Consider the following 25,350-nt stretch of genomic DNA (forward strand, 5'->3'; position numbering starts at 1 on the left):
CTCCGACTTCCGCGCCCGACGGCGCCGCCGCGCCGCACGGCGCCGCCGCGCACCACGACGGCGCCTCGCGCGGCGACGGTTCGCCGCCTCCAGACGCGCTGTCCGCGCGCGAGCGGGAGGTGCTCGCGCTCGTCGGCGACGGGCTCAGCGACGACGAGATCGCCGCGCGGCTCGTGCTCAGCCCGCACACCGTGCACCGGCACGTCGCGAACATCCGGGCCAAGCTGCGGCAGCCCTCGCGGGCCGCGGCCGCCGCCTACGCCGCGCGGCGCGGGCTGATCTGAGCGGCCCGCGCGTAACCGGCGGCGACGGCCAGCGGGGCGCTCGCGCCGCTCATCGGGTCCGGGCCCATCGCCGCGACGTCTGCGGGGCCGGCGTCGATCACGAGCCCTTCGCGGACCTCGGTCCGCAGCGCTTCGAGCCAGAGCGCCTCGACGGCGTTGGTCGCGCGCGGCGGGAGCGGCACGATCACGATCGCGTACTCGTCCACCAGGTCCGCGTTGGTCGCGGAGCCGAGCGCGCCGTCGACGAAGCGGCGGTCGCCGATCGTCACCGGTGGCAGCAGCCCCGGGATCGCGCGCGAGGCGGCGACGGCACGGGCGAGCGGGACGCCTGAGCGCCGGTCGAAGGCCACGCGCTCGCCGGACTCGGCGTCGATCGCGACGATCCGCAGCGCGCGCGGCCAGCGGCCCGCGGGCAGCAGCGCCGCGGTCCGGGCGACGAACTCGTCCTCGCCGCCCGGCGAGTGCTTGACGGCGAACGCGCCGAGCGCCTGCCGCCGCTCGGTCACCGAGCCGCCGAACGTCTCCCATGCCTCGCCGAGCTTCGCGAAGAACGAGGACGGATGCTGCGCGGCGCCCGGTCGGCGGGCGGCGTGCGTCGCGGCGTCCGTCCGTGGGTCGATGCCCGTCGCGAGCCGGGCCGCGACGAGCGCGCCCGCCGACGTGCCGAGGATCGTCTTGGCCTTGCGCAGGTCCAGGCACTCGTCCGCCAGCCCGGCGAGCACGCCGACCTCCCACGCGACCACGCGCTCGCCGCCCGCGCCCAGGACGACGCTGGTCATGCGCGCGCCTCGCCGACGACGAGCGGCCGGACCAGCGCCGGCATCCCGCGCCACGCCGCGTCCCGCGCGGTCACGGTCAGGCCCGCGGCCCGCAGCAGCTCGAGCGTCGGCTGGTTGCAGCGACAGCCGGCCGCGACCCGGCTCCACGGCCGCACGAGCCGGTCCTGCCAGCGCGCGAGCCGGCCCGCCGAAGCGCGGACGTGCTCGATGAACACGAGCCGCCCGCCCGGCCGCAGCACGCGCCGCAGCTCCGCGACGGCGGCCTCCGGATCACCGACCGTGCACAGCACCATCGTCGACACGACGGCGTCGAAGGACCCGTCCGCGAACGGCAGGGCCTCGGCGGGCGCCGGGATCACGGCGCGCTGGTGCCGGCGCCGCAGCCGGGCGGCCATCGCCGGGTCCGGCTCGGTCAACTCGAGGTCGACGCCGGCGGGGTAGTGCCGGAGGTTCAGCCCGGTGCCGGCGCCCACCTCGAGCACGCGGCCGTGGAGCTGGGCCAGCAGCGCGCGCCGGTGCGCCGCCATCCCGCGGCGCTCACCGAGCGCCAGGGCAGTGTCGTAGAGCAGAGCGGAGAGCATGCGCCACCTTCACGCACACCTCCGGCCCGCGTCATCACCGGAATCGGCCATCTCGCATCAAGATGGCCCGCAACCTAAAGCCCCTGGGGCTTTATCTACGCGCCCACCCGGACCAGAGGCCGGGCGGCGGGTCGTCCTCGTCGTCGTGGCCGCGGTAGCGGTCGTCGTCGTCCCAGCGGGCGCGCGGGGCGTCCGACGAGGGCGGCGTCCACAACGGACGGGGCGGGAGCGGCTCGGTGCGCTCCTCCGACAGCGGCGTCCATGCGGGGCGCTCGGCGGTCGGGGGCGTCCACACCGGGCGCGGCGGCTCGGGCGCGGGCTGGCCGTACGGCGTCCAGATCGGCGTGGTCGTCTGCGGCTCGGCGGCCGGCGCGGTCACGGTCGCGGCCTGTGTGGCGTGCTTGCGCTGCCACAGGTCCAGCAGCATGAAGGCGACGCCGCCGACGACGGCGGCCAGGACGATTGCCTGCCAGATCTCCAACTCCACGTCCCCTAGCGTAGTTACCCTGCGCCGATGGACGACGCCGACCTGCTCGCCCGCCTGCGCGCCGGCGACGAGGCCGCGTTCGCCGAGCTGGTGGATCGCTACGGTCCGCTGATGCTCCGGATCGCGCGCAGCCACGTCCAGAGCCAGGCCGTCGCCGAGGACGTCGTGCAGGAGGCATGGCTCGGCGTCCTTCAAGGGCTGGAGCGCTTCGAGGGTCGTTCCAGCCTGAAGACCTGGATCGCCACGATCGTCGCCAACCGCGCGCGGACCCGCGGGGAGCGTGAGCGGCGCAGCGTCCCGCTGTCGGCGTTCGAGACCGACGAGGGCGGGCCGACCGTCGACCCGTCCCGCTTCACGAGCGACGGCGCGTGGGGCGTCCCGCCCGCCAGCTGGCCGGAGGAGCGCCTGCTCGCCGCCGAGACGCTCGAGCGCGTCGAGGCCGCGATCGCCACGCTCCCCCCGCGCCAGCAGGAGGTGATCGTGCTCCGCGACGTGCAGGGCTGGGCGCCTGAGGACGTCAACACCGCGCTCGGCCTCACCGACGGCAACCAGCGCGTGCTGCTGCATCGCGCGCGGGCCAAGGTGCGCGACCAGCTGGAGCGCTACCTGAGCGAGGAGGCCGCATGATCCGCTGCCGGGAGCTGGTGGAGCTCGTGACTGTGTACCTCGACGGCGTCCTTCCCGCGCACGAGCGCGAGCACGTGGACGCGCATCTGAAGCAGTGCGAGGGCTGCACGGCGTACCTCGCGCAGGTCGACGCGACGCTCGTCGTGCTCCGCCGGGTGGCTGAACGCTGACAAAAGCGCGGCTCAAGTCGGCGGACGGACGTCCGATGAACGGGTCAACATGCCCGGACCGAACAAGAAGCCGACCCTCGCCCAGATCGCCGCGCTCGCTGGCGCCGGCGCCACGGCCGCAGCGGCGGCCTCAGTCGCCCGTGCACATCGTCGCGTCATCTCCGCGCCGGTTCCCGCCGCGCCCGCCGCTCCGGCGTCGACGGGTCAGTTCGCCACCGACAGCGCGTTCGTCGCGCTGATCGAGGCCGTCGCCGCCGCGACGGCCAAGGTCGACAACGTCGACGACACCCTCCTCGCCTGCATCGAGCACGTCTGCCGCTGGACCGGCTGGCCCGTCGGCCACGTGTACATCGCCGGCAAGGACGACCACGACCCGCTGAAGCCGTCGCACCTCTGGCACCTCGGCCACCCGACCCGGTTCGAGGCCTTCCGCGCGCTCACCGAGACGATGACCCTGCCGAGCGGCATCGGCCTCCCGGGCCGCGTCGCCGCCACCGGCCGTCCCGCCTGGGTCGTCGACGTCCAGTGCGATCCGAACTTCCCGCGCGCGGAGGTCGCCACCGAGGTGGGCCTCAAGGGCGCGTTCTGCTTCCCGATCCCGATCGGCGACCGCACCTTCGCCGTCATCGAGTGCTTCTCGGTCAACGCCGTCACGCCGGACGACCGCCTGCTCGAGGTCACCGCGCACATCGGCCGCCAGCTCGGCCGCGTGATCGCCGCCGCGCAGCTCGCCGAGGCGCTCAAGGAGTCCGAGCAGCGCTTCCGCTCGGTCGCCGAGTCCGCCACCGACGCGATCGTCGCCGCCGACCAGAACGGCGACATCATCTCCTGGAACCGCGGCGCCGAGCTGATGTTCGGCTACAGCGAGGAAGAGGTCCACGGCGAGCCGCTGTCGGTCCTCATGCCCGAGCGCTTCCGCCCGATGCACGACGCCGGCATCAAGCGCGTCGCCGAGGGTGGCCGCGCGGCCGCGCGCCTGATCGGCCAGACCGTCGAGGTCGTCGGCCTGCGCAAGGACGGCCGCGAGTTCCCGCTCGAGCTCTCGCTCGCGATGTGGGAGAACGGCGAGGCCCGCTTCTTCAGCGGCATCATCCGCGACATCTCCGAGCGCAAGAAGGCCGAGGAGAAGCTCAAGGCCGTGCTCGAGACCGCGCCGGACCCGATCGTCGAGGTCGGCCCCGACGGCACGATCCAGATGGCCAACGCGCGGACCGACAAGCTCTTCGGCTACGACCGCGAGCAGATCGAGGGCCGCCCCGTCGAGGAGCTCTTCGCCGAGCGCACCCGCACGGTGGTCGGCGAGCGCTTCCGCGCCGTGCTGTGCAGCAAGGCCAAGGACGCGCAGGTCGCCCTGGGCATGGGCCTCGAGCTGTGGGGCCAGCGCAAGGACGGCACCGAGTTCCCGGTCGACGTCACGGTCTCCCCGCTGCAGACCGACGAGGGCACCGTCCTCACCGCGATCATCCGCGACATCACCGAGCGCAAGCGCTTCGAGAACCAGCTCCAGCACCTCGCCGACCACGATGCGCTGACCGAGCTCTTCAACCGCCGCCGCTTCGACCAGGAGCTCGCCGAGTTCGTCTCCTACGCCGCCCGCTACGGCGGCCAGGGCGCGCTCTACCTGCTCGACCTGGATCGCTTCAAGTACGTCAACGACACCCGCGGCCACAAGGCCGGCGACGAGGTCATCCGCGCGGTCGGCCGCGCGCTGCACGACTCGGTCCGCAAGACGGACGTCGTGGCCCGCCTCGGCGGCGACGAGTTCGCCGTGCTGCTGCGCGACGCCGACCAGGACACCGCGGAGCGCATCGCCGAGGGCATGCTCGAGACGATCCGCGAGCGGCGCCTGCCGCTCGAGGGCAAGGCGATCTCGATGACGACCTCGATCGGCATCGTCTGCTTCGGCGACGAGGAGCCGCGCGGCGAGGACCTGATGGTCAGCGCCGACCTCGCGATGTACGCGGCCAAGGAGGCCGGCGGCAACCGCTACCACGTCGCCCAGAGCGACGGCGGCGAGTACGTCTCCGGCATGCAGCTGCGCCTGAACTGGGCCGACCAGATCCGCCGCGCGCTCGACGAGGACCGCTTCGTCCTGTACTGCCAGCCGATCCTGGAGCTCGCGAGCGACACGGTCACCCAGTACGAGCTGCTGCTGCGCATGATCGGCGACGACGGCGAGATCGTCATGCCCGCCGCCTTCATCGACACGGCCGAGCGCTTCGGGCTCATCCAGGAGATCGACCAGTGGGTCGCCACCAAGGCCATCCACCTGCTCGCCGAGCACGACGTCCGCCTCGAGGTCAACGTCTCGGGCAAGTCGATGGGCGACCTGGCCATCCCGGAGCTGGTGGAGCGCGAGATCGCCGCCACCGGCATCGACCCCAGCCGCCTCGTGTTCGAGATCACCGAGACCGCCGCGATCGCCAACATGGAGCAGGCGCGCGCGTTCGCCGAGCGCCTTACCCGCCTCGGCTGCCGCTTCGCGCTCGACGACTTCGGCGCCGGCTTCTCCAGCTTCTACTACCTGAAGTACCTCCCGCTCGACTACCTGAAGATCGACGGCGACTTCATCCGCTCGCTGACCTCGTCGGTGACCGACCAGCTCGTCGTGAAGTCGATGGTCGACATCGCGCGCGGGATGGGCATGAAGACGATCGCCGAGTTCGTGGAGGCGCCGGAGACGGTCGCGATGCTCCGCGAGAAGGGCGTCGACTACTCCCAGGGCTACTACCACGGTGCGCCGCGTCCGGTCGTCACCGAGTTCGCTGCCCTGGAGGAGGTCAACCGATGAGTGGCAGCAACCGGCCCGGGTCGGCCGGCGAGCACGTCCTCCAGGACCAGCTCGGGACGACCAAGCGGGCGAACGCCTTCTACGACAACCAGGTGCTCGATCACCTGACGCCGTTGATGCGCGAGTTCATCGAGCGGATGACGATGGCGTTCATCGCCACGTCGGACGCGCACGGCGAGTGCGACTCCTCGTTCCGCGCCGGCCCTCCGGGCTTCGTGCGCGTGATCGACGAGAAGACCGTCATGTGGCCCGAGTACAAGGGCAACGGCGTGATGGCCTCGATGGGGAACATCTCCGAGAACGGCTACGTCGGCCTGCTCTTCGTCGACTTCTTCGAGACGCAGGTCGGCCTGCACGTCAACGGCACGGCGACCGTGGTCGAGAACGCGGCGGTCGAGGCCTTCTCGGGCCTGTTCGACCGGCTGCCGTTCGCGACGGCGCTCGTGTCCAGCGAGGACGTCAAGAAGACGCCGGAGCGCTGGGTCGTGGTCGCGATCGACGAGGCCTACATCCACTGCTCCAAGCACATCCCGGCCCTGCAGGAGAAGCCCGAGGGCGAGGACAACGGTCGTCGCGCGGGTGATGTCTTCAAGGCCAAGCACCACGAGCGAGCGTGGCTGCAGCCGACGTGCGAGATCGAGCCGCCGGTCGAGGAGCCCGTCATCGGCGAGGTCATCCTCACCGAGGCCGGCAGCGAGCCGGCGCCGACGCATTCCGCGTCGGGCCGACCCTTGCCGCTGCCGATCAGGAAGTAGCTAGGCCCGCAGGAGGGGCGCGGTGAGGCAGGTCGGCCCGCCGTCGCCCTTGAGGGAGAGGTCCGTGCCGTCGTAGGCGTGGACCTCGACGCCCTTGGCCTCGAGCGCGCTGCGGACCTTCGGCGCGCCGTCCACGACGATCACCACGCCCGGCCGCACCGGGAGGATGTTGCAGCCCATCGCGTGGTAGCTCTCGTCGTCGATCGCGATCCAGTCGATGCCGCGCTCCTTGAGGTCCTGCAGCAGGCGGACCGGGGCGAGCGGCTCGTAGACGACGAACAGGTTCTCGGTCGCGCCGCTCAGGAACGACTGCAGGTGCAGGACGTAGTCCGGGCCCTGGTCGTGCGGCATGTCGTAGGCCTCGACGTGGATGCCCTCGGGGTCGAGGAGGCGCTGAAGGGCCTGCGCGCCCTTCTGGTTGGTCCGGTAGCCGAGGCCGACCGCGACCGTGCTGTCGTCGAGGTAGAAGTGATCGCCGCCGTCGAGGTAGGCGTCGCCCTCGAGCGTCCCGAGGATCGGGATGCCGAGCCGCTCGAACTCCTGCTGCGCGTGGGCGGGCTCGCCCTTGCGCACGGCCTTGGCCATGTTGAGCGGGATCGCGCCCTGGCCGCTCACGATCGACGAGTCGTGCATGTAGACCGCGTCGACCTGCTGGTCGAGCGCCTCGGCGACCACGACCTCGACGCCGAGGGAGTCGAGCAGCTCGACGAGCTGCTCGTGCTGGCGCTCGAGCGCGGTCGCGTCCGGCGTGCGCCAGCCGGCACCGTCCCAGTCGCCGCTCGTCGCGGGCTTGCGGACGAGGACGCGCTGGAGCGGCGCGACCATGGACGTGACGCCGAAGGGAGCGGAGGACATCCCGCTATTTCAGCGGATCACGCCCAGGTTCAGCGTGTAGGTCGCGCCCGGCAGCTCCGGGCCCTTGTTCGGGGCGCCCTGGGAGATGCCGACGCCGAGCTCGCGGAACGCGCCGTTGAGCATGTTCTTCTTGTGCGCGGCGCTGTTGAGCCACTCGTCCACGAGCGCGTTGGGCGTGGCGCGCTGGCCCGTGCCCCAGCCGAGGTTCTCGCCGACCTTCCAGCCGTCGCCCGGCTTGCCGTAGCCGGCGTCCCGGACGCGGTCGCCGACGGTCTCGCCGCCCGGGCTGGTGTGGTCGAAGTAGTTGCGCTTGGTCATGTCGCGCGAGTGCCCGCGCGCGGCCTGGGCCAGGTCGCCGTCGCGCTTGAGGGTCTTCAGGCCGCGGCTCGTGCGCTCGGCGTTGACGAGGCAGGTCACCGCCTCGGTGGCGACGTCGACCTTGGCGGCCGAGTCCGGGATGTCCAGCGCCCCGGGGCACTGGTCAGCGCCGGCCGCAGCGTGCGCGGAGGACGCGAAGAGCGAGAAGAACGCGGTGATCAAAGCGGCAGCGGTCAGCAGCGGCCGTGTGCAAGCGGTCGTGAGCATTGGGACGCCCTCCCGGCGTCAAAGAGGCACCCGAAGTTGTCGGCGGGTGCGGACAGCGGCCCGGTCTCGGGCCTTGTGGTCTGACTTCGCCCTAGCCGGATTCCCCAGTCGGCCGCGGCGTGATGTTCAAATACCCAACAGACTGGACGCAATCACCTAAAGCTCAACAGCGTCCAGTGCTCAAGTTTCTGGGTCCAGCCGTAAGGTTTGTGGGACCGGCACGTTGTTGGCGTAGGGGAGGTCGTGCGCCTTGCGTGGCTCCGGACATCGCTGGGGGGAACACCGTTCAGCGACGGTCCCGCGTGCCCGGAGCCACGCAAGACGCACGGCCCGTGTCGACTACATCAACATTGTTGCGATCCCGCGGCGGTTGCGCCGAGTGCCACCACGGTCCACTCGGAGCCCTCGGCCTCCAGCTGCCACGTCACCCTGAACTGACGCGCGCTGTCACATCCCTTATCGCGCGCCACGAGAATGTGCGTCACCGAGGTGCCCCGCGCGTCGCCCGTGATGGAGAACTCGCGCGGTCGCGACGAGATCGTCGACGCGTAGCCCGCCTTCCACCGCGTGTACGGCCCGAGCGCACCCTGCACGGCGGGTGACAACGAGTCCCACGCCTCGGCGAACCGCTGCGCGTCGAGGTCGCGGTAGTACCCCCGCACGAAGCTCGTCGCGGAGGGCTGCCGCGAGGGGGCGGGCGCGGGCGCGTCGGCTGCGGGCGGCGCGGGCGCGTCGCCGGGAATGGCCACCGCGGGCGAGTCGTCGGGCGCGGGCGCGGCGTTGTCGCCGCGCGCGGCCTCGTCGCTCGCCGTGCGTGCTTCGGCGGCGGCCAGGGGTGGGGTCGGGGCGAGCCGGGCCGGGGAGGTGATCGCGCCGGCGAGCGTCGCGACGAGTGCCATCGCGGTCAGGGCCAGCGCACCGGCGGTGCTCGTGAGGCGGACGCCTCCGGGGGTGCGGTGGTCGCGCTGCACGAGGAGGCCGACGAGCACGATCGCGGCCGGGGCGGCGAGCAAAGGGTGACCCGAGAGTGGCCAGGCGATCGCGGCGACCAGCGTCAGTACGAGCGTGGTCGGGCGCAGCTGCGCCCAGCTGCGGGTCACCAGGAGCAGGGCCGCGGTGTTGGCGAGCGCGAAGCCGGCGGTGAGCGCGACCAGCGACGGGCCGCCGAGCTCGAGGTGCTCGGCGCGGCTCGCGAGCATCCGGACCACGAGCACGAGGAGCACCGCGACGCCGGCGAAGGCCGTGGCGAGCAGCGCGAGAAAGACACCGGCCGCCGCCGTGCGGGCGGCGGCGGCCGGTAGTGGGTGGGGCTCTGCCGGTTCGTCGTGCAGCGACGCCGCGTGGTCAGTCGCGGCGGACTCCTCGGCAGCCGTTGGGCCCTGTGCCGCCTCGCCGATCCGGGGGGGAGGGGCGACGGTGGGCGGCACTGGCCGACTGTTCCAGCCTCGCGCGTGCGCCGCCAGGTGCGGACGCGCAGCCTTGCGCGCGCATCCGCGTGCCCGAAAGGGCAAAAGTGCTGCTCAGGAGCCTCTATACGTGCTGTAGGCCCAGGGCGAGACGAGCAACGGCACGTGGTACTTCGCGTTGGCCTCGGCGATGCGGAAGCGGACCGGGACGCGGTCCAGGAACTCGCGCTCGCCGAAGTAGTCGCCGACGGCGAACACGAGCTCGAACTCGCCCGCGCCGACGTCACCGAAGGCGTGGCGGCCGTCCGCGTCGGTCGTGGCCACGTCGACCACGTCACCGTCGCGGCGCAGCTCCAGCTTCACGCCCGCCGCCGGACGGCCGGCGACCGTGTCCAGCACGTGCGTCGAGAGGCTCACAGCAGATCCTCCAGACGCAGCCGCGCGATCTTCCCGATCTCGCCCAGCGCCATGGCGATCTCGGTCTCCCGCGGGTTCCCGAGCCGCGCCTCGGCGTTCGCGAGGATCGACTCGGGCGAGCCGTGCTCGCGCACGCAGACCACGAACGGGATCTCGAACCGCTTGCGGTAGGCGGCGTTGGTCGCCATGAAGCGCTCGTACAGCTCCGGCTCGAGCCGATCCAGCCCGAGGCCCGCCTGCTCGGCCCTGGAGTGCTCGGTCAACACGCCCACTCGCTCGCCCAGGTCCGGATGCGCGCGGATGAGCGCGAGCTGCTCGTCCGTGGAGGACGCGTACATCGACTCGCGCAGCGCGTCCGCGACCTCCTCGTCGGCGATGCCGGGCCGGTACGCGCGCTCGGCCACCCACGGCGAGTGCTCGTAGAGCGCGCCGAACCGCGCGACGAACGCCTCCCGCTCGGTCAGCTCGAGCGGCACGAGCGCGAACGCGTCCACGTCGACGAGCCCCTGGTCGGTCAGCTTCAGAGACGGGATCACCGACAGCGCCAGGAACGACAGCGTCATGAACGGCGCGTCGATCTCGACGCCCATCCCGCGCAGCACGTCCTGCAGCGCCTCGAGCCCTTCCGCGACCTCCTCGAGCGGCGCGTCCGCAAGCAGCCCAGCGATCGGCAGCGCCAGCTCGCCAACGACCTCCCCGTCCCGCGCGACGACCAGCCCGCCGCCGAGCGCCTGCGCCCGGGCCGCGCACAGCGCCATGTCCTCGTCGGAGACACCCACGACCACGAGGTTGTGCGCGTCGTGCGCAACCGTGGAGGCGAACGCGCCCGCGTGCAGGTCGAACCCGCGCACGAAGCCGAGCCCGACGCGCCCCGTCGCGTGATGGCGCTCGATCACGGCGATCTTCGCCAGGTCCGCGTCGCCGACGCGCCCCACGCCCGAGCCGGTGATCAGCTGCCCCGACTGCACCTCGATCACGCGCACCCAGTCGGCGTCGACGTCGAACGAGACCGGCACGGAGCGCATCGTGTCGCGCAGCGCGCCCGGCACGCCCTCCGGGTACGCCGGCTCGCGCCCGTCCTTCAGGACCAGCGAGGCCTTGAAGTCGACCAGATCGTCGAGCAGGACGAGATCGGCCGCGTAGCCGGGCACGACCGCGCCGCGGTCCGTCAGCCCGTGCGCTCGCGCCCCGTGCAGCGACGCCATCACGAGCACGTCCTCCGCCGCGACTCCCTCGCTCACGGCGATCCGGCACATCTGGTCGATGTGCCCCTCGCGGTAGAGGAAGTCCGGCTCGCGGTCGTCCGTGCAGAACGCGCAGTACTCCGGCCCGTGCTCGCGCACCATCGCCAGCAGCGCCCGCAGGTTGCGCGCGTTGGAGGCCTCGCGGATCAGCACCCACATCCCGGCGCGTCGCTTCTCCAGCGCCTCGTCCGCGGTGAACGCCTCGTGGTCGGTGGTGATCCCCGCCGCCACGTACGCGTTCAAAGCGCGCCCCCGCACGCCGGGTGCGTGCCCGTCACGGTGCGGCGCGACCATCGTCGCCAGCACGCCTTCGTCGCCCGCGATCACCCCCGGGAAGTTCATGAGCTCCGCCACCCCGAGCGCCCGCGGATGCTCGAGCACGCGCCGCATCTCGTCCGGCCCGAACGGCCCGGCCGGCGACTCGAAGTGCGAGGCGGGCACGCACGACGGCGCCATCACGAACACGTCCAGCGGCAGGCCCTCGGTCGCGCTCAGCAGCCAGTCGACGCCTTCGACGCCGGCCACGTTGGCGATCTCGTGCGGGTCACAGACGACCGCGGTCGTCCCGCGGGGCACGACGGCGCGCGCGAACTCCGTGGGCACGAGCTTCGCCGACTCGAGATGGACATGCGCGTCGATGAAGCCGGGCACCAGGTACCGACCGGCGGCGTCGATCCGCTCGCCGCCGTCGTAGGACCCGACGCCCGCGATCTTGCCGCCGTAGAGCGCCACGTCACCGCTCAGCCACTCGCGCGTGAACGCCGAGAACACCCGCGCGCCGGTGATCACCACCTCTGGCTCGGCGTCTCCCCGAGCAACCGCGATCAGCTCCCGCACAGGCCGATCATGTCATCCGGCTTGAGCGGCACGCGCCGGAGCTCCCGGCCGGTCGCCGCGCGGACCGCCGCGACCACCGCGGGCGTCGAGGAGATCGTCGGCGGCTCGCCGATCCCGCGCAGCCCGTACGGCGAGTCTGGGTCGCCGAGCTCGAGCACGTCCAGCTCGACCGGCGGCATGTCGAGGATCGTCGGGATCAGGTAGTCGGTGAAGGACGCGTTGCGCACCAGTCCGTCGACGACCTGGATCTCCTCCATCAGCGCGAGCCCGAGCCCCTGCGCGATGCCGCCCTCGATCTGCCCCTCGACCGCCAGTGGGTTGAGCGCCTTGCCGACGTCCTGCGCGGTCGCGATCTCCACGACCCGCACGAGCCCCAGCTCGACGTCGACGTCCACCACGGCGCGATGGGCCGCGAACGCGAACGTCACGTGCGCGTCGCCCTGCCCGCGCGCGTCGAGCGCGGCGGTCGGCCGGTGGTGGTACTCGCGGGTGGCCTCGATCCCGGCGCCGATCGCGCCCAGGCGCTCCCACTCCTCGCGCACCGCGACGCACGCCGCCTGCACCGCGCCGCCGGTCATGTGTGTCTGGCGCGAGGCACTTGAAGAGCCGGCCGAACCCACCTGCGTGTCGGCCGGGAGCACGAGCACGTTCTCGACATTCAGCTCTGTGCGGGCGATCTGGGCCATCACGGTGACGAGCCCTTGCCCGACCTCGCAGGCCGCAGTATGAACCTCGACCAGAGGTTCACCCCTGACCTCAGAAATCCGCACCCGGGCGGTCGAGTAGTCGTCGAAGCCCTCGGAGAAGCCGACGTTCTTGAACCCGATCGCGTAGCCCACGCCGCGCACCACGCCCTCGCCGCGCGTGACGTTCGCGATCCCGCCGGGCACCCCGCTGTCGCCCTCAGGCAGCGGCCGTTCCGCAACGCTCCGCAGCAGCTCCTCGACGGGCGCCGGGCAGTTGATCGGCGCGCCGGTCGGCATCGACGTCCCGGTGGTCATGGCGTTGCGCCGCCGCAGCTCGACCGGGTCCAGCTCCAGCGCGGCGGCCAGCTTGTCCATCTGCGCCTCGTGCGCGAAGCACGTCTGCACGGCGCCGAACCCGCGCATCGCGCCGCACGGCGGGTTGTCGGTGTAGACGACGTAGGAGTCGATCCGCGCGCTCGGCACCTCGTACGGGCCGAGCGCGAACGACGCCGCGTTCGAGACGACCGCACCCGAGGAGGACGCGTACGCGCCGCCGTCCAGGAGGATGCGCGCGCGAATCCACGCGAGCTTCCCGTCGCGTGTCGCCGCGTGCTCGTACCGCATCCGCGCCGGATGGCGGTGCACGTGCCCGAAGAACGACTCCTCGCGACCGTAGACCATCTTCACCGGCCGCCCGGTGTGCAGCGCGAGCAGGCACGCGTGCGCCTGCATCGAGACGTCCTCGCGCCCGCCGAACGCGCCGCCGACGCCGGCCAGCGTGAACCGGACCTTGTCGATCGGCAGGTCCAGGCACGCGGCCACCTGGTCGCGGTCCACGTGCAGCCACTGCGTGGCGATGAACAGGTCCACGCCGCCGTCCTCGGCGGGGATCGCCAGCCCGGACTCCGGCCCGAGGAACGCCTGGTCCTGCATCCCGACCTCGTACTCGCCGCTGACCACGACGTCGGCCTCACCCGGCTCGGGCCCGTGCTCGATGTACACGTGCCGTAGCAGGTTCCCGCCGGGATGCAGCCGCGGCGACTCGTCCGAGAGCGCGTACTCCGGGTCCACCAACGGCTCGAGCTCCTCGTAGGCGACCTCGATCTTCGACGCCGCATACCGCGCCGTCTCGGGATGGTCGGCGGCGACGACCGCCACCGGCTCGCCCTGGTAGCGCACCTCGTCGAACGCGAGCACGGGCTGGTCGTGGTGCTCGAGCCCGTACGTCTTGCGGCCCGGGACGTCCGCGTGGGTGAGCACGGCGTGCACGCCCGGCACGGCCAGCGCCGCCGCGATCTCGATCCCGAGCACCCGCGCGCGAGGATGCGGCGAGCGCAGCGTCGCGCCCCACAGCATCCCGTCGGCCCACATGTCCGACGAGTACGCGAACTCGCCCTTGACCTTCGGGATGCCGTCCGGCCGCCGGACGGACACGCCGATCCCGTTGGCGACCTCGGTCAACGTGCTCATCGCAGCACCACCTCCGCCAGCTCGCGGGCGATCGCCTCGTCGTCGGCGCTGCGCAACACGCCGTTGATCATCACGCCTTCGGGCAGCGGGCGCGCGCCGAAGACGAGCGCCGCGACCGGGTCCTCGATGCCCGCGTGGTCGAGGTCGTCGAGCCGCCACCAGACGAGGTCGGCGAGCTTGCCCACCTCCAGCGTCCCGAGCTCGTCCTCGCGCCCGAGACAGCGCGCGCCGTGGACGGTCGCCAGCTCGAGCGCCTCGTGCGCGGTCATCGCCGCCGGCCCGCCACGCAGCCGCGCGCTCAGCAGCGCCTGCCGCAGCTCGCCGCCCAACTCGCCCGCCTCGTTGGAGGCCGCGCCGTCCACGCCGAGTCCGACGGGCGCGCCCGCGCGTACGAGCGGCATGACCGGCGCGATCCCGGCGCCGAGCCGCGCGTTGGACGAGGGGCAGTGCGCGACGCCCGTGCGCGTCTCGCCAAAGCGCGCGATCTCACGGTCGGACAGGTGCACGCAGTGCGCAAGCCACACGTCGTCGCCGAGCCAGCCCAGGTCTTCCAGGTACTCGACGGGCCGCATGCCGAACCGCTCGAGGCAGAACGCCTCCTCCTCGACGGTCTCGGCCATGTGCGTGTGCAGCCGAACGCCGCGCTCGCGGGCGAAGACGGCCGTCTCACGCATCAGCTCGCGCGTGACGGAGAACGGGGAGCACGGCGCGAGCGCGATCCGGCACATCGCGCCCGGCGAGGGATCGTGGAACTCGTCCAGCGCCGCGGCGTAGGCGGCGAAGATCGTGTCGCGGTCCTCGACCACGGAGTCCGGCGGCAGCCCGCCCGCCGAAGCGCCCAGGTCCATCGACCCCCGGCACGGGTGGAAGCGGATCCCCAGCTCACGCGCGACCTCGATCTCCACGCGCAGCAGGTCCTGGCCGGCGGGGAACACGTAGTGATGGTCGGACGCCGTCGTGCAGCCGGAGCGCAGCAGTGCGGCCAGACCCGCCCGCGCGGCGACCCGCAGCACGCGCTCGTCGATCCGCGCCCACACCGGGTACAGCTCGACCAGCCACTCGAACAGCGTCGCCTGCTGCGCGAGCCCGCGCGTGGCCCACTGGTAGAGGTGGTGATGGCAGTTGATGAGGCCGGGCGTGACCAGGCAGCCGCGCACGTCGACGCGCTCGCCGTCGCCCTCGTACCGCCCGGCCCCGACGGCGACGATCCGGTTGCCGTCCACCACGACGTGCCCGTCGGTGAAGACCTCGCCCGAGACCGTCGCCACGGCGCAGCGCTCGAGGACGATCACGACGCCGCCGCCAGCCGCACCGCGTCGAGGATCTTCTCGTAGCCCGTGCAGCGGCACAGGTTGCCCGCCAGCGCCTCGCGGATCTCGGCGTCGGTCGGGTTCGGCACCCGGGCGAGCAGGTCGTGCGTCGCCACGATCAGGCCGGGCGTGCAGAACCCGCACTGCACCGCGCCCGCCTCGACGAACGCCGTTTGCACCGGGTGCAGCTCGTCTTCAGACGGCGCCAGCCCTTCCACGGTCACGACCTCGCGCCCCTCGGCCTGGCCCGCCGCGACCAGGCACGAGCAGACGAGCACGCCGTCCAGGTACACCGAGCACGAGCCGCACTCGCCCTGCTCGCACGCGTTCTTGGAGCCGGGCAGCGCCAGCCGCTCGCGCAGCACGTACAGCAGCGACTCACCTTCCCAGAGCCCGTCGACCTCACGCGGCTCGCCGTTGATCGTGCAGGTCAGCCGCATAGCGCCCACTTCAGGGTGCGGCGCGCGAGCACGCTCAACGCATGGCGACGATAGGCCGCGGTGCCGCGCACGTCGTCGATCGGCGAGGCGGCCATCGCGACAAGGTCACCGAACTCGCGCCCCGCGTCTTCCGACCAGGAGTCCAATCCTTCGGCGAAGGCTTCGGCCTCGCGCGCCCGGATCGGCGTCGGACCCGCCGAGCCGATGCACGTGCCCACGCGACCATCGCTCACATCCAACGCGAACGAGCAGACCGCGATCACCATGGCGTTGCGCGTACCCACCTTCGCGAACTGCTGCGCACTTCCCGCCCGCAATGGCAGCCAGACGCCCGCGATCAGCTCGTCGTCCGCGAGCGCATTGCGCTTGGGCCCGACCACGAACTCCTCGACCGGCACGCGCCGCTCCCCACGCGCCGAGGCGACGTCGACGAACGCGCCCGTCGCAAACAGCGGCGGCAGCGCATCCCCCGCCGGCGACGACGAGCCGAGGTTCCCTCCGATCGTCCCCCGGTTGCGGATCTGCGGCGAGCCGACCGTACGCGACGCCATCGCCAGCCCCGGCAGCCGGTCGCCGAGCTCGTCGATCACCCGCGTGTAGGAGACGCCCGCGCCGATCCGGACGCCGCCGTCCTCCACGTCCCAGCGCGAAAGCTCGCTCACCCGTGTGAGGTCCAGAAGCGCCGGTGGTCGCTTGCGCGCGAAGTTCAGCTCGACCATCACGTCCGTGCCGCCCCAGATCGGCAGCGCGTCCGGGTGAGCGGCGCGAGCTTCCAGCGCCTCCCTCCACGTGGGGGGTTGCAGGAACTCCATTCACCACAGATACACCCCCAGCGCCTAACGTGCCACCCGTGCCCTCTGTGACCCAGCGCACGTTTCGCCGACTCGCCATCGTCAATCGCGGCGAGCCCGCGATGCGCCTCATCCATGCCGTCCGCGAGCTGAACGCCGAGCGGGAGGACGACCCGATCAAGGTCATCGCCCTCTACACCGAGCCCGAGCGCAGCGCGATGTTCGTTCGCCACGCCGACGAGGCGTACAGCCTCGGACCCACCGCCACGGTGGACGAATCCGGCAAGCGCACGGGCGCGTACCTGAACTACGAGGGCATCAAGCGGACGCTGCTCGAGGCCAAGGCCGACGCGGTCTGGCCGGGCTGGGGCTTCGTCTCCGAGCACCCCGCGTTCGTGGACATGATCGAGGAGATGGGGCTCGTGTTCGTCGGCCCCTCCGCCGACGTCATGCGCCAGCTGGGCGACAAGATCCAGTCCAAGTTGATGGCCGAGAAGGCCGGCGTCCCGGTCGCCCCGTGGTCGAACGGCGCGGTCGAGACGATCGAGGAAGCGCGCGAGCACGCGGAGCGCATCGGCTTCCCGCTGATGATCAAGGCCGCGGCGGGCGGCGGCGGGCGCGGCATCCGCCGCGTGCTGAGCTGGGAGGACCTCGAGCCGGCGCTGAACACCTCGCGCCGCGAGGCCGCCGACGCGTTCGGCGACGGCACCGTCTTCATGGAGGCGATGGTCGGCAACGCGCACCACATCGAGGTGCAGCTGATCGCCGACGGCCAGGGCGAGGCGTGGGCCGCGGGCGTGCGCGACTGCTCGTGCCAGCGCCGCCACCAGAAGGTCATCGAGGAGTCCTCCAGCACGGTGCTCACGCCCGAGCAGGAGGAGGAGGTCAAGGAGGCGTCGCGGCGCCTCGCGCTCCAGTCCGGCTACCGCAACGCCGGCACGGTCGAGTTCCTCTACGAGCCCGAGGGCAAGCGCTTCTCCTTCATGGAGGTCAACGCGCGCCTGCAGGTCGAGCACCCGGTGACCGAGGCCGTGACCGGACTGGATCTCGTCAAGCTGCAGCTGCACGTCGCGTCCGGCGGCAGGCTCGAAGGCACGCCGCCCGAGCCCGTCGGCCACGCGATCGAGGCGCGCCTGAACGCCGAGGATCCGGCGATGGGCTTCGCGCCGACGCCGGGCCGCGTGCAGGTGCTGGACCTCGCGTCCGGCCCGGGTGTGCGCGTGGATCGCGGCATCGCCACCGGCGACGTCATCCCGCCCGACTTCGACTCGATGGTCGCCAAGGTCATCGCCTACGGTCGAACGCGCCCCGAAGCCATCGCGCGTTTGAAGCGCGCGCTGCGCGAGAGCACCGCGATGATCGAGGACGGCACGACCAACCGCGCCTTCCTGCTCTCGATCCTGGACCGGCCCGAGTTCGAGGCCGGCAAGGTCGACATCGCGTGGCTGGACCGCATGGGCGTCACTGGCGAGATGGAGACCGAGGGCCGCGCCGACGCCGCGCTGCTGATGGCCGCGATCGAGCTCGCCGACAAGGAGACCGCGACCGAGCGCGCCTCCTTCTACGCCTACGCCCGCCGCGGCCGGCCCGAGGCCACCGCGCAGGTGAGCCGCGCCGTCGAGGTGCGCCACCGCGGTCAGGCCTACCGGATCATCGTCTCCCAGCTCGCGCCGGGCCGTTACCGCACCGAGATCGACGGCGTCGCCGTCGAGGCCGCGGTCGAGCGCCTCTCGAGCCACGAGCGCCGGATCACGCTCGCGGGCGTCACGCACCGTGTGCAGGTCTCCAAGCAGGGCGCCGACCTGCTCGTCGAGGTCCACGGCGTGCCGCACCGCATCACCCGCGACGACGGCGGCTTCGTGCGCTCGCACGGCCCGTCCGTGGTCGTCGCGATCCCGGTCTCCGAGGGCGACGAGGTGGCCGAGGGCGACGTCGTCGCGGTCGTCGAGTCGATGAAGATGGAGACGTCGCTGACGGCCCCGTTCGCGGGTCGCGTCCGACGCGTGTTGTCCGGCACCAACGTGCAGGTCCCGGCGCACACGCCGCTGCTGCAGCTCGAGGCGATCGAGGTCGAAGCGGCCGAGACGTCCACCGAGCGCGTGTCGTTCGACGAGCTCGGCTCGGACGCCGATTCCGCCCCCGAGGCCGCGCTCGAGCGCCTGAAGTACGCGCTGCTCGGCTACGACGTCAGCGGCGACGAAGTCCGCCGCGCGCTCGCGGTCGTGCGCACGTGCGACACCGACATCCTCGCGGGTGAGCACGAGCTGCTCGACGTGTACACCGACGTCCGCGCGCTCTCCCGCGCCCGCCACGACGATCCCGAGCGCGAGCTCCTCCACAGCCCGCAGGAGTACCTGCACGCCTTCCTGCGCTCCCTGGACGCGAAGGCCGAGCGGCTCCCGGAGCGGTTCGTGTCCCTGCTCGGTCGCGCGCTCGCGCACTACGACGTCGAGGGCCTGGACCGCACGCCCGCGCTCGAGGACGCGTGCTACCGCCTGTTCGTCTCCCAGGAGCGCGCCGACCTCGCGCGCGCCGCCGTGATGGCGATCCTCGAGAAGCGCCTGGAGCGCGCCGAGGAGCTCGTCCCGCGCACGAACGGCGAGTTCCGTGGCGTGCTGGACCGGCTGGAGATCGCGACCGAGCGTCGTGACCCGGCGATCGCCGACCACGCGCGCCAGCTGCGCAACCGCTACTACGACCAGCCCGTGATCCTCGAGCGCCAGGCGCGCGCGTACGAGGAGCTCGAGTGCCACCTCAGCGCGCTGCTCGAGGACCCGGACCGCGAGGATCGCGACGAGCACATCAAGGCGGTCGTCGAGGCGCCGCAGCTGCTCGCGCCGAAGCTGATCGGACGCATGCAGGACACCGGCGCGCGCGAGCATCCGGTGCTGCTGGAGATCATGACCCGGCGCTGGTACCGGATGTACGACCTCGCGCCGTTCTGGAACGGCGTGACGCGCGACGGCACCGCGTACATCACGACCTCCTACGTCAAGGACGGGACCAAGCGCCACCTCGCGGCCGCGTTCGTGGACACGCAGGACCTCGACGACGTCGCCGGCGCGATCGCGCGCCGCGCCGCCGAGTACCCGACCGACGAGACCGTCTACCTGGACCTGTACGCCGCCGCGACCGCGGGCGAGGAGCTCGCGGGCCGCCTGCGCGCGGCCCTGGAGCGGGCGGACATCGCGCCGCTCGTGCAGCGCGTCGTGCTGGACGTGCCGGCGCCCGAGCGCGGCAACTCGGCCGCGAACTCGATCACGCTGCGGCGGTCGGTCGGCGGCGGCTGGGAGGTCGATCGCGACCTGCAGTTCGTGCACCCCGAGATGGCGGTGCGCCTGAACCTGTGGCGGATGTCCGAGTTCGAGCTCGAGCGCATCCCGTCGCCCGCGGACGTCTACCTGTTCCGCGGCGTCGGGCGCACGAACCCGAAGGACGAGCGGCTGTTCGCGCTGGCCGAGGTGCGTGAGCTCTCGATCGTGCGTGACCAGCAGGGCCGCGTGGTCTCGCTGCCCGAGCTCGAGCACATGCTCGCCGAGGCACTCGGCGCGTTGCGGCGCGTGCAGTCGCGTCTGGCGCCGCGTGAGCGCCTGCTGTGGAACCGCGTGCGGCTGAACGTGTGGCCGGAGGTGGACCTGGCGCCGGAGGAAGCGGGCGCGCTGGTGGACCGCTACGCGCGGGAGACCGAAGGCCTCGGGATCGAGACCGTGATCATCCGCGGGCGCATGCGTGACATGCGCGGGGGCGAGCTCAAGGAGCGCGAGCTGCGCCTCTTCGCGCCCGCCGGCCGCGGCGTCATCGTCGAGGTCGACGAGCCCGCCAAGGCGCCGCTGCAACCGCTCGATGAGGGCGCGCGCCGGATCGTGCAGGCGCGCCGTCGCGGCACGGTGCATCCCGCCGAGCTGACCAAGGTGCTCGCGCCCGAGCGCACGGACCACGCGCGCGGCATCCCGCGCGGCGAGTTCGTCGAGCTGGACTTCGACGCCGACGGGGCGTTGGTGCCCGCCGACCGTCCCGCCGCCATGAACGAGGCGGGGATCGTGGTCGGGCTCGCGAAGTCCTTCACCGGCCGCCATCCCGAGGGCATGCAGCGCGTCGTGCTGCTGGGCGACCCGACGAAGTCCTTGGGCTCGGTCGCCGAGCCCGAGTGCCGCCGGATCATCGCCGCGCTGGACCTGGCCGACGAGCTGGGCGTGCCGGTCGAGTGGTTCGCGCTGAGCTCCGGCGCCCGGATCTCGATGGACTCCGGCACGGAGAACATGGACTGGGTCGCGGCCGCGCTGCGCCGGATCATCGAGTTCACGCAGAACGGCGGCGAGGTCAACGTCATCGTCACCGGCATCAACGTCGGCGCGCAGCCGTACTGGAACGCCGAGGCGACGATGCTCATGCACACGCGCGGCATCCTGATCATGACGCCGGAGTCGGCCATGGTGCTGACCGGCAAGCAGGCGCTGGACTTCGCCGGCGGCGTGTCGGCCGAGGACAACTTCGGCATCGGCGGCTACGACCGGATCATGGGCCCGAACGGCCAGGCGCAGTACTGGGCGCCGGACCTCGCGGGCGCGTGCGGCGTGCTGCTGCGCTACTACGAGCACGCCTACATCGCGCCGGGCGAGCGCTTCCCGCGCCGTGCGGAGACGCGCGACGCGATCGAGCGCGACGTGCGCGCCTCGTCGCACAACGCGCCGGGCTCCGAGCTCGCGACCGTCGGCCAGATCTTCTCCGACGAGACCAACCCGGGCCGCAAGCAGGCGTTCGACATCCGGTCCGTGATGCGCGCGGTGACCGACTCCGACCACAAGCCGCTGGAGCGCTGGGAGCGCATGCGCGACGCCGAGGCCGCGGTCGTCTGGGACGCCCATCTGGGCGGCTGGCCGACGACGGTGATCGGCATCGAGTCGCACCCGATCGACCGCTTCGGTCCGGTGCCCGCGGACGGGCCCGCGCAGTGGACGTCGGGCACGCTGTTCCCGAAGTCCTCCAAGAAGGTCGCGCGTGCGATCAACGCCAACGGCGGGCGGCGGCCTTTGGTCGTGCTCGCCAACCTGGCGGGCTTCGACGGCTCACCCGAGTCGATGCGCCAGTGGCAGCTCGAGTACGGCGCCGAGATCGGCCGCGCGATCGTCAACTTCCGCGGCCCGATCGTCTTCTGCGTCATCTCCCGCTACCACGGCGGCGCGTTCGTGGTCTTCTCGCAGCGCCTGAACGACGGCTTCGAGACGATCGCCGTCGAGGGCGCGCACGCGTCGGTCATCGGCGGGTCAGCGGCCGCGGGTGTCGTGTTCACGCGTGACGTGAACGCGGCGACGCGCAGCGATGCGCGGGTCGTGGCGCTGGAAGAGCGGATCGAGGATTGCTCGGATCCGGTCGAGACGCGCCGGCTGCGGGCCGAGCTCGCGTCGACCCTGGAGACGGTCCGCTCGGAGAAGATGGGCGAGCTGGCCGCGAAGTTCGACTCGATCCACTCGATCCAGCGGGCGGTCGAGGTCGGCAGCGTGAACTCGATCGTGGCCGCCGCCGACCTGCGTCCCTATCTGATCGACGCGATCGAGCGCGGGATGGCCCGCGTCAGCGAGCCGCTCGTGGCGGGCGTTCCTCAGTAAGCGGCGACTTGAGCTCGAAGTCGTCGCGCGTCGGCGTCAGCAGCGCACCCGGGGTGACCTCGCCGTGGGTGCGTCGCTCGGCCGCCGTCAGGACCTCGAGCGCCATCTTCGACAGGTCGGCGAGCGACTGGTGGCGGTTCTGGCGCGTGCCGAGGTCCACCTGCGCCATCCGCTCCAGCCCGATCGCGCGGTAGGCGTCGATCAGCATCGCGATCTCGATCCCGTAGCCCATCGGGAACGGGATCTGGTCGAGCAGGGCGCGCGTCGCGCCGATCTCGCCCGCGAGTGGCTGCCGGAAGCCGGCGAGCGGCGGGAAGTGCAGGTTCAGGTACGGGCGGGCGAGCAGCTCCGTCACGCGGCCGCCCTCGTCGGGCGTCGTGACGTCGCCGTGCTTGAACGGGCGCCGGAAGTGGCCCTTGACGAAGTCGACGGGCTCGGTGAGCAGCGGGCCGAGCAGGCCGAGCACGAAGCGCTCGTCGAAGTCCTCGGTGTCCGTGTCCAGGTAGACGACGAGCTCGCCCGTGGTCTGGCCGAGGCCGTGCCACATCGCGTCGCCCTTGCCGAGCTGCGGCTGGGTGACGGTGCGCACGCCGCGCTCGATCGCGACGTCGATCGTGCTGTCGGTTGAGTGCCCGTCGACCACGAGCAGCTCGTCGACCAGCGCGCGCGGGATCGCGTCCAGGACGTGGCCGAGCGTGCGCTCCACGTTGCGCGTGGGGAGGACGACGCTGACCGTCTGCTGCTTGGCGGCGAGGAGCGCGTCCAGCGTGAAGTCGCTGGATTCGTAACTGCGGTCGGCGAGCCAGGCGTTGCGGCGCAGGTCGACGGCGAGGCCGCGGGGTGCGCGGCCGTCGCGCCGGCCGGAGGTCGTCACCTTCACCGACGCGAGCCGCTCGATCGGGACGCCGTGACGGTGAAGCGCGCGTTCGAAGCCTTCATCCTCCAAAGCGTGGCGCGGGTCGAGTCGGCCTACACGCGTATAGGTCGCTGAAGTGACCGCGAGCGAGGCGCCGGAGAACTGGTGGTGCTCGCGCGCGCCGGTGCCGGTGAGCGCGGCGCGGCGGCGGGGGATGTCGGCCTCGCGCGCGGCCAGCGCGGCGGCCGGGGCGCTGTCGATCTCCACGCGCCCGCCGATCGCGTGGGCGCCACCGGCCACCGCTTCGAGCTGGCGCGCCAGCCAGTCGGGCGCGGGGGTGGAGTCGGCGTCGGTGGTGGCGATCAGGCCGTCGGGCTCCAGGCGCTCGGCGGCGAGGTCCATGCCGGTGCGGCGCGCGTGGCCGACGCCGGCGCCGGTGCTGGGGACGACGTGCAGCGTCATGTCGTCGCCGGCCGCCGCGCGGGCGCGCTCCGCGGTGGCGTCCGTGCAGCGGTCCAGCACGAGGATCACCTCGTAGGCGTCGCGGGGGACGCCGGTCTGGTGCGCGAGCGCCGCGATGCAGGCGCCGATCAGGTCTTCCTCGTCACGCGCGGGGACGACGACGCACGCGCGCAGCGCCGTCAAGGCAGCGGGTCTCCCGCCTCGATCAGCTTGCGGCCGGCCTCGTAGTCCTCGTCGCGATCGTGGGTGAGCACGCCGACGGTACGGCCCTCGGTGCCGTACCAGATCGTCCACGCGCCGCCCCCGTGGTCGATCACGCGAGCTTCGTCGAAGCCGTCGCCCCAGGCGACGTACTTGAGCGTGTGCTCGCCGATCGTCGACCAGAAGCCCGGCGCGACGTCCCACTGCGCGCTGGTGTCGCCCGCGATCGCGCGGCCCGCGACCTCGCCCATGTTGAGCGCCTCGCCCCAGTGCTCGACCGCGAGGTGACGCTGCGCCTTCGCGTTGTAGGGGAGCGCGACGTCGCCCGCCGCGTAGACGTCGTTCGCGGACGTGCGCATGTGCTGGTCGACGACGATCCGGCCGTCCTGGAGGGTGAGCCCCGCCTGCTCGGCGAGGCCCGCGCGGGGCGTGACGCCGGCGGCCATCAGGATCAGGTCGGCGGCGTCCTCGGTCAGCTCCTCGACCTCCTTGCCGAGCTGGAGCGTGACGCCGAGGTCCTCGAGCCAGCCCTGGATGCGCCGGCCCGCCTCGGGCCCGAGGCGCTCGGCCTGGGGGACCTCCTCGTCGCTCGCGAGGGTGACGTCGACGCCGCGCATGGCCAGTGAAGCCGCCACCTCGCAGCCGATGAAGCCGGACCCGACGACGAGGGCGGTCTTGGCGCTCTCCGCGCGGAGCTGCAGGACCCGCGCGGTCGCGAGGCTCCTGAGCAGCAGCACCCAGTCCTCGGTCGCGCCGGGGACGGGGAGGACGTTGGGCTCGGCGCCGGTGGCGAGCACGCAGGCGTCGTAGCGCAGCGTCTCGCCCGAGCCGAGGGTGAGCGTACGCGTCGTGGGGTCGAGCGTCGCGACCTCGCCGCCCAACCGCACGTCGACGCCGTGGTTCTCGTACCAGGCGGCGTCCTCGATCGGCAGCTCGCTGTCGGGGAGCTCGCCGCGCAGGAACGCCTTCGACAGCGGCGGGCGCTGGTACGGGAGCACGAGCTCGGGCGTGAGGAGCGTGACGTCGCCCTCGCCCTTGGCGTCGCGGTACCCGCGGGCGGCGGCGAGCGCGGCGGGACCGCCGCCGACGATCACGAGCCGCATGCGTCCCACCGGTCGAGGGCGTACTTGTCCGTCCACGCGCTGTAGGCGGGCGCGCCGAAGCGAGCCTTCAGCTGCTCGTGGACCTCGTCACCCGTGAACGGGTAGCGCTCGGTGGGGCCGCGCCAGTGCACTGCCAAGAGTGTGCCCGTAAAGCGGTCGATGGTGTCGCGCAATGCGGGCGGGTCGAGGTAATAGAGCACTTCGGAGGCGACGACGAGGTCGAAGTCGCCGTCGGGATAGTCCTCCGGGATCTCGCGTCGTTGGAGGTTGACGTCCGGGTTCCGGGCGCGTGCCCGCTCGAGTGCGGCTTCGGACACGTCGATGGCGACCAGGCCGTCGGTGTGGTCCTCGAGGAGCTGCGTCAGCACCCCGATGGAACAGCCGATTTCCAGCGTGTTCTTGAAGTGGCGGCCTTCGAGCGCGGCGATCGTCGCGGCGTACTTCGTGGCCTCGTATTCGCTCGTCTCGAAGCCCCACGGGTCGGGATCGGTTGCGTAAAGCGCGTCGAAGAAGTCGGGCCTCAGGCGTTCTCGCACTACTCTCATCTCCAGCGTCGTGGGCAGGGGTGTTCGCGGCGCGGGTTCCACACACCCTCAAACGGGAGATT

21 protein-coding genes are annotated in these 25,350 nt (G+C 72.4%); 6 read left to right on the forward strand and 15 right to left on the reverse strand.

Annotated features, from left to right (window positions below; all coding sequences use genetic code 11):
• Nucleotides 1–284 (forward strand): helix-turn-helix domain-containing protein (locus tag OJ997_RS25085; RefSeq protein ID WP_270028010.1); only part of this gene is annotated, 284 nt, incomplete at its 5' end.
• Here OJ997_RS25085 and OJ997_RS25090 read toward each other — a convergent pair.
• The 3 genes from OJ997_RS25090 to OJ997_RS25100 all read right to left on the reverse strand — a co-directional run bounded on the left by OJ997_RS25090 (nucleotide 257) and on the right by OJ997_RS25100 (nucleotide 2,131).
• A complete protein-coding gene (locus tag OJ997_RS25090) occupies nucleotides 257–1,063 on the reverse strand; it encodes a patatin-like phospholipase family protein (RefSeq protein ID WP_270028011.1) in 807 nt (268 codons plus the stop codon). The genes OJ997_RS25085 and OJ997_RS25090 overlap by 28 nt on opposite strands.
• Nucleotides 1,060–1,644, reverse strand: a complete 585-nt coding sequence (locus tag OJ997_RS25095) for a class I SAM-dependent methyltransferase (protein WP_270028013.1) — start codon at nucleotides 1,642–1,644, stop codon at nucleotides 1,060–1,062. The genes OJ997_RS25090 and OJ997_RS25095 overlap by 4 nt, the downstream gene beginning before the upstream one ends.
• A 91-nt stretch (nucleotides 1,645–1,735) precedes the next feature.
• A complete protein-coding gene (locus OJ997_RS25100; RefSeq protein ID WP_270028015.1) occupies nucleotides 1,736–2,131 on the reverse strand; it encodes a hypothetical protein in 396 nt (131 codons plus the stop codon).
• Nucleotides 2,132–2,158: 27 nt separating this feature from the next.
• On the opposite strand from OJ997_RS25100, the gene OJ997_RS25105 reads away from it, so the two are divergent.
• From OJ997_RS25105 to OJ997_RS25120, 4 genes are read left to right on the forward strand one after another with little or no spacing between them, the layout of a single operon-like run.
• Entirely contained in the window at nucleotides 2,159–2,758 is a 600-nt protein-coding gene (locus OJ997_RS25105) for an RNA polymerase sigma factor (protein ID WP_270028016.1), read from the forward strand.
• Nucleotides 2,755–2,928, forward strand: a complete 174-nt coding sequence (locus tag OJ997_RS25110; protein WP_270028017.1) for an anti-sigma factor family protein — start codon at nucleotides 2,755–2,757, stop codon at nucleotides 2,926–2,928. Before OJ997_RS25105 ends, OJ997_RS25110 begins: the two co-directional genes overlap by 4 nt.
• A gap of 49 nt (nucleotides 2,929–2,977) precedes the next feature.
• Nucleotides 2,978–5,719 carry an EAL domain-containing protein gene (locus OJ997_RS25115; RefSeq protein WP_270028018.1) on the forward strand — a complete coding sequence of 914 codons (2,742 nt, stop codon included), beginning with the start codon at nucleotides 2,978–2,980 and terminating at the stop codon, nucleotides 5,717–5,719.
• Nucleotides 5,716–6,474 (forward strand): pyridoxamine 5'-phosphate oxidase family protein, encoded by a 759-nt coding sequence (locus OJ997_RS25120; RefSeq protein ID WP_270028019.1) that lies wholly within the window; start codon nucleotides 5,716–5,718, stop codon nucleotides 6,472–6,474. Before OJ997_RS25115 ends, OJ997_RS25120 begins: the two co-directional genes overlap by 4 nt.
• On the opposite strand, the gene OJ997_RS25125 is transcribed toward OJ997_RS25120, so the two are convergent.
• The 9 genes from OJ997_RS25125 to OJ997_RS25165 form a co-directional block, all read right to left on the reverse strand.
• The gene (locus OJ997_RS25125) at nucleotides 6,475–7,329 is read right to left on the reverse strand and encodes a dimethylarginine dimethylaminohydrolase family protein (protein WP_270028021.1); all 855 of its coding nucleotides are present in this window, start codon (nucleotides 7,327–7,329) and stop codon (nucleotides 6,475–6,477) included.
• 9 nt (nucleotides 7,330–7,338) lie between these two features.
• Nucleotides 7,339–7,914 (reverse strand): CAP domain-containing protein, encoded by a 576-nt coding sequence (locus tag OJ997_RS25130; protein ID WP_270028022.1) that lies wholly within the window; start codon nucleotides 7,912–7,914, stop codon nucleotides 7,339–7,341.
• Between the two features lie 344 nt (nucleotides 7,915–8,258).
• Nucleotides 8,259–9,341 carry a hypothetical protein gene (locus OJ997_RS25135; protein WP_270028023.1) on the reverse strand — a complete coding sequence of 361 codons (1,083 nt, stop codon included), beginning with the start codon at nucleotides 9,339–9,341 and terminating at the stop codon, nucleotides 8,259–8,261.
• A gap of 93 nt (nucleotides 9,342–9,434) precedes the next feature.
• A complete protein-coding gene (uraH, locus tag OJ997_RS25140; RefSeq protein ID WP_270028024.1) occupies nucleotides 9,435–9,737 on the reverse strand; it encodes a hydroxyisourate hydrolase in 303 nt (100 codons plus the stop codon).
• Nucleotides 9,734–11,818: an adenine deaminase gene (gene ade / locus OJ997_RS25145; RefSeq protein WP_270028025.1), complete on the reverse strand. Its 2,085-nt coding sequence runs from the start codon at nucleotides 11,816–11,818 to the stop codon at nucleotides 9,734–9,736. The genes uraH and ade overlap by 4 nt, the downstream gene beginning before the upstream one ends.
• Nucleotides 11,806–13,974 (reverse strand): molybdopterin cofactor-binding domain-containing protein, encoded by a 2,169-nt coding sequence (locus OJ997_RS25150; protein ID WP_270028027.1) that lies wholly within the window; start codon nucleotides 13,972–13,974, stop codon nucleotides 11,806–11,808. The genes ade and OJ997_RS25150 overlap by 13 nt, the downstream gene beginning before the upstream one ends.
• Nucleotides 13,971–15,266 (reverse strand): 8-oxoguanine deaminase, encoded by a 1,296-nt coding sequence (locus OJ997_RS25155; RefSeq protein ID WP_270028029.1) that lies wholly within the window; start codon nucleotides 15,264–15,266, stop codon nucleotides 13,971–13,973. The genes OJ997_RS25150 and OJ997_RS25155 overlap by 4 nt, the downstream gene beginning before the upstream one ends.
• Complete coding sequence (locus tag OJ997_RS25160; RefSeq protein ID WP_270028030.1) at nucleotides 15,263–15,724, reverse strand: (2Fe-2S)-binding protein; 462 nt, start codon at nucleotides 15,722–15,724, stop codon at nucleotides 15,263–15,265. Before OJ997_RS25160 ends, OJ997_RS25155 begins: the two co-directional genes overlap by 4 nt.
• A complete protein-coding gene (locus OJ997_RS25165) occupies nucleotides 15,715–16,536 on the reverse strand; it encodes an FAD binding domain-containing protein (RefSeq protein ID WP_270028031.1) in 822 nt (273 codons plus the stop codon). The genes OJ997_RS25160 and OJ997_RS25165 overlap by 10 nt, the downstream gene beginning before the upstream one ends.
• Nucleotides 16,537–16,574: 38 nt before the next feature.
• On the opposite strand from OJ997_RS25165, the gene OJ997_RS37820 reads away from it, so the two are divergent.
• Nucleotides 16,575–22,121: an ATP-binding protein gene (locus tag OJ997_RS37820; protein WP_270028032.1), complete on the forward strand. Its 5,547-nt coding sequence runs from the start codon at nucleotides 16,575–16,577 to the stop codon at nucleotides 22,119–22,121.
• Here the strand turns inward: OJ997_RS37820 and OJ997_RS25175 are convergent.
• The 3 genes from OJ997_RS25175 to OJ997_RS25185 are packed head-to-tail and all read right to left on the reverse strand — an operon-like array spanning nucleotide 22,087 to nucleotide 25,330.
• Nucleotides 22,087–23,622, reverse strand: a complete 1,536-nt coding sequence (locus tag OJ997_RS25175; protein ID WP_270028033.1) for a glucosyl-3-phosphoglycerate synthase — start codon at nucleotides 23,620–23,622, stop codon at nucleotides 22,087–22,089. The genes OJ997_RS37820 and OJ997_RS25175 overlap by 35 nt on opposite strands.
• Complete coding sequence (locus OJ997_RS25180; protein ID WP_270028034.1) at nucleotides 23,619–24,743, reverse strand: NAD(P)/FAD-dependent oxidoreductase; 1,125 nt, start codon at nucleotides 24,741–24,743, stop codon at nucleotides 23,619–23,621. Before OJ997_RS25180 ends, OJ997_RS25175 begins: the two co-directional genes overlap by 4 nt.
• The gene (locus OJ997_RS25185) at nucleotides 24,731–25,330 is read right to left on the reverse strand and encodes a class I SAM-dependent DNA methyltransferase (RefSeq protein ID WP_270028035.1); all 600 of its coding nucleotides are present in this window, start codon (nucleotides 25,328–25,330) and stop codon (nucleotides 24,731–24,733) included. The genes OJ997_RS25180 and OJ997_RS25185 overlap by 13 nt, the downstream gene beginning before the upstream one ends.
• Between the last annotated feature and the right edge of the window lie 20 nt (nucleotides 25,331–25,350).

The organism is Solirubrobacter phytolaccae, from assembly GCF_027587195.1.
GTDB lineage: Bacteria > Actinomycetota > Thermoleophilia > Solirubrobacterales > Solirubrobacteraceae > Solirubrobacter > Solirubrobacter phytolaccae.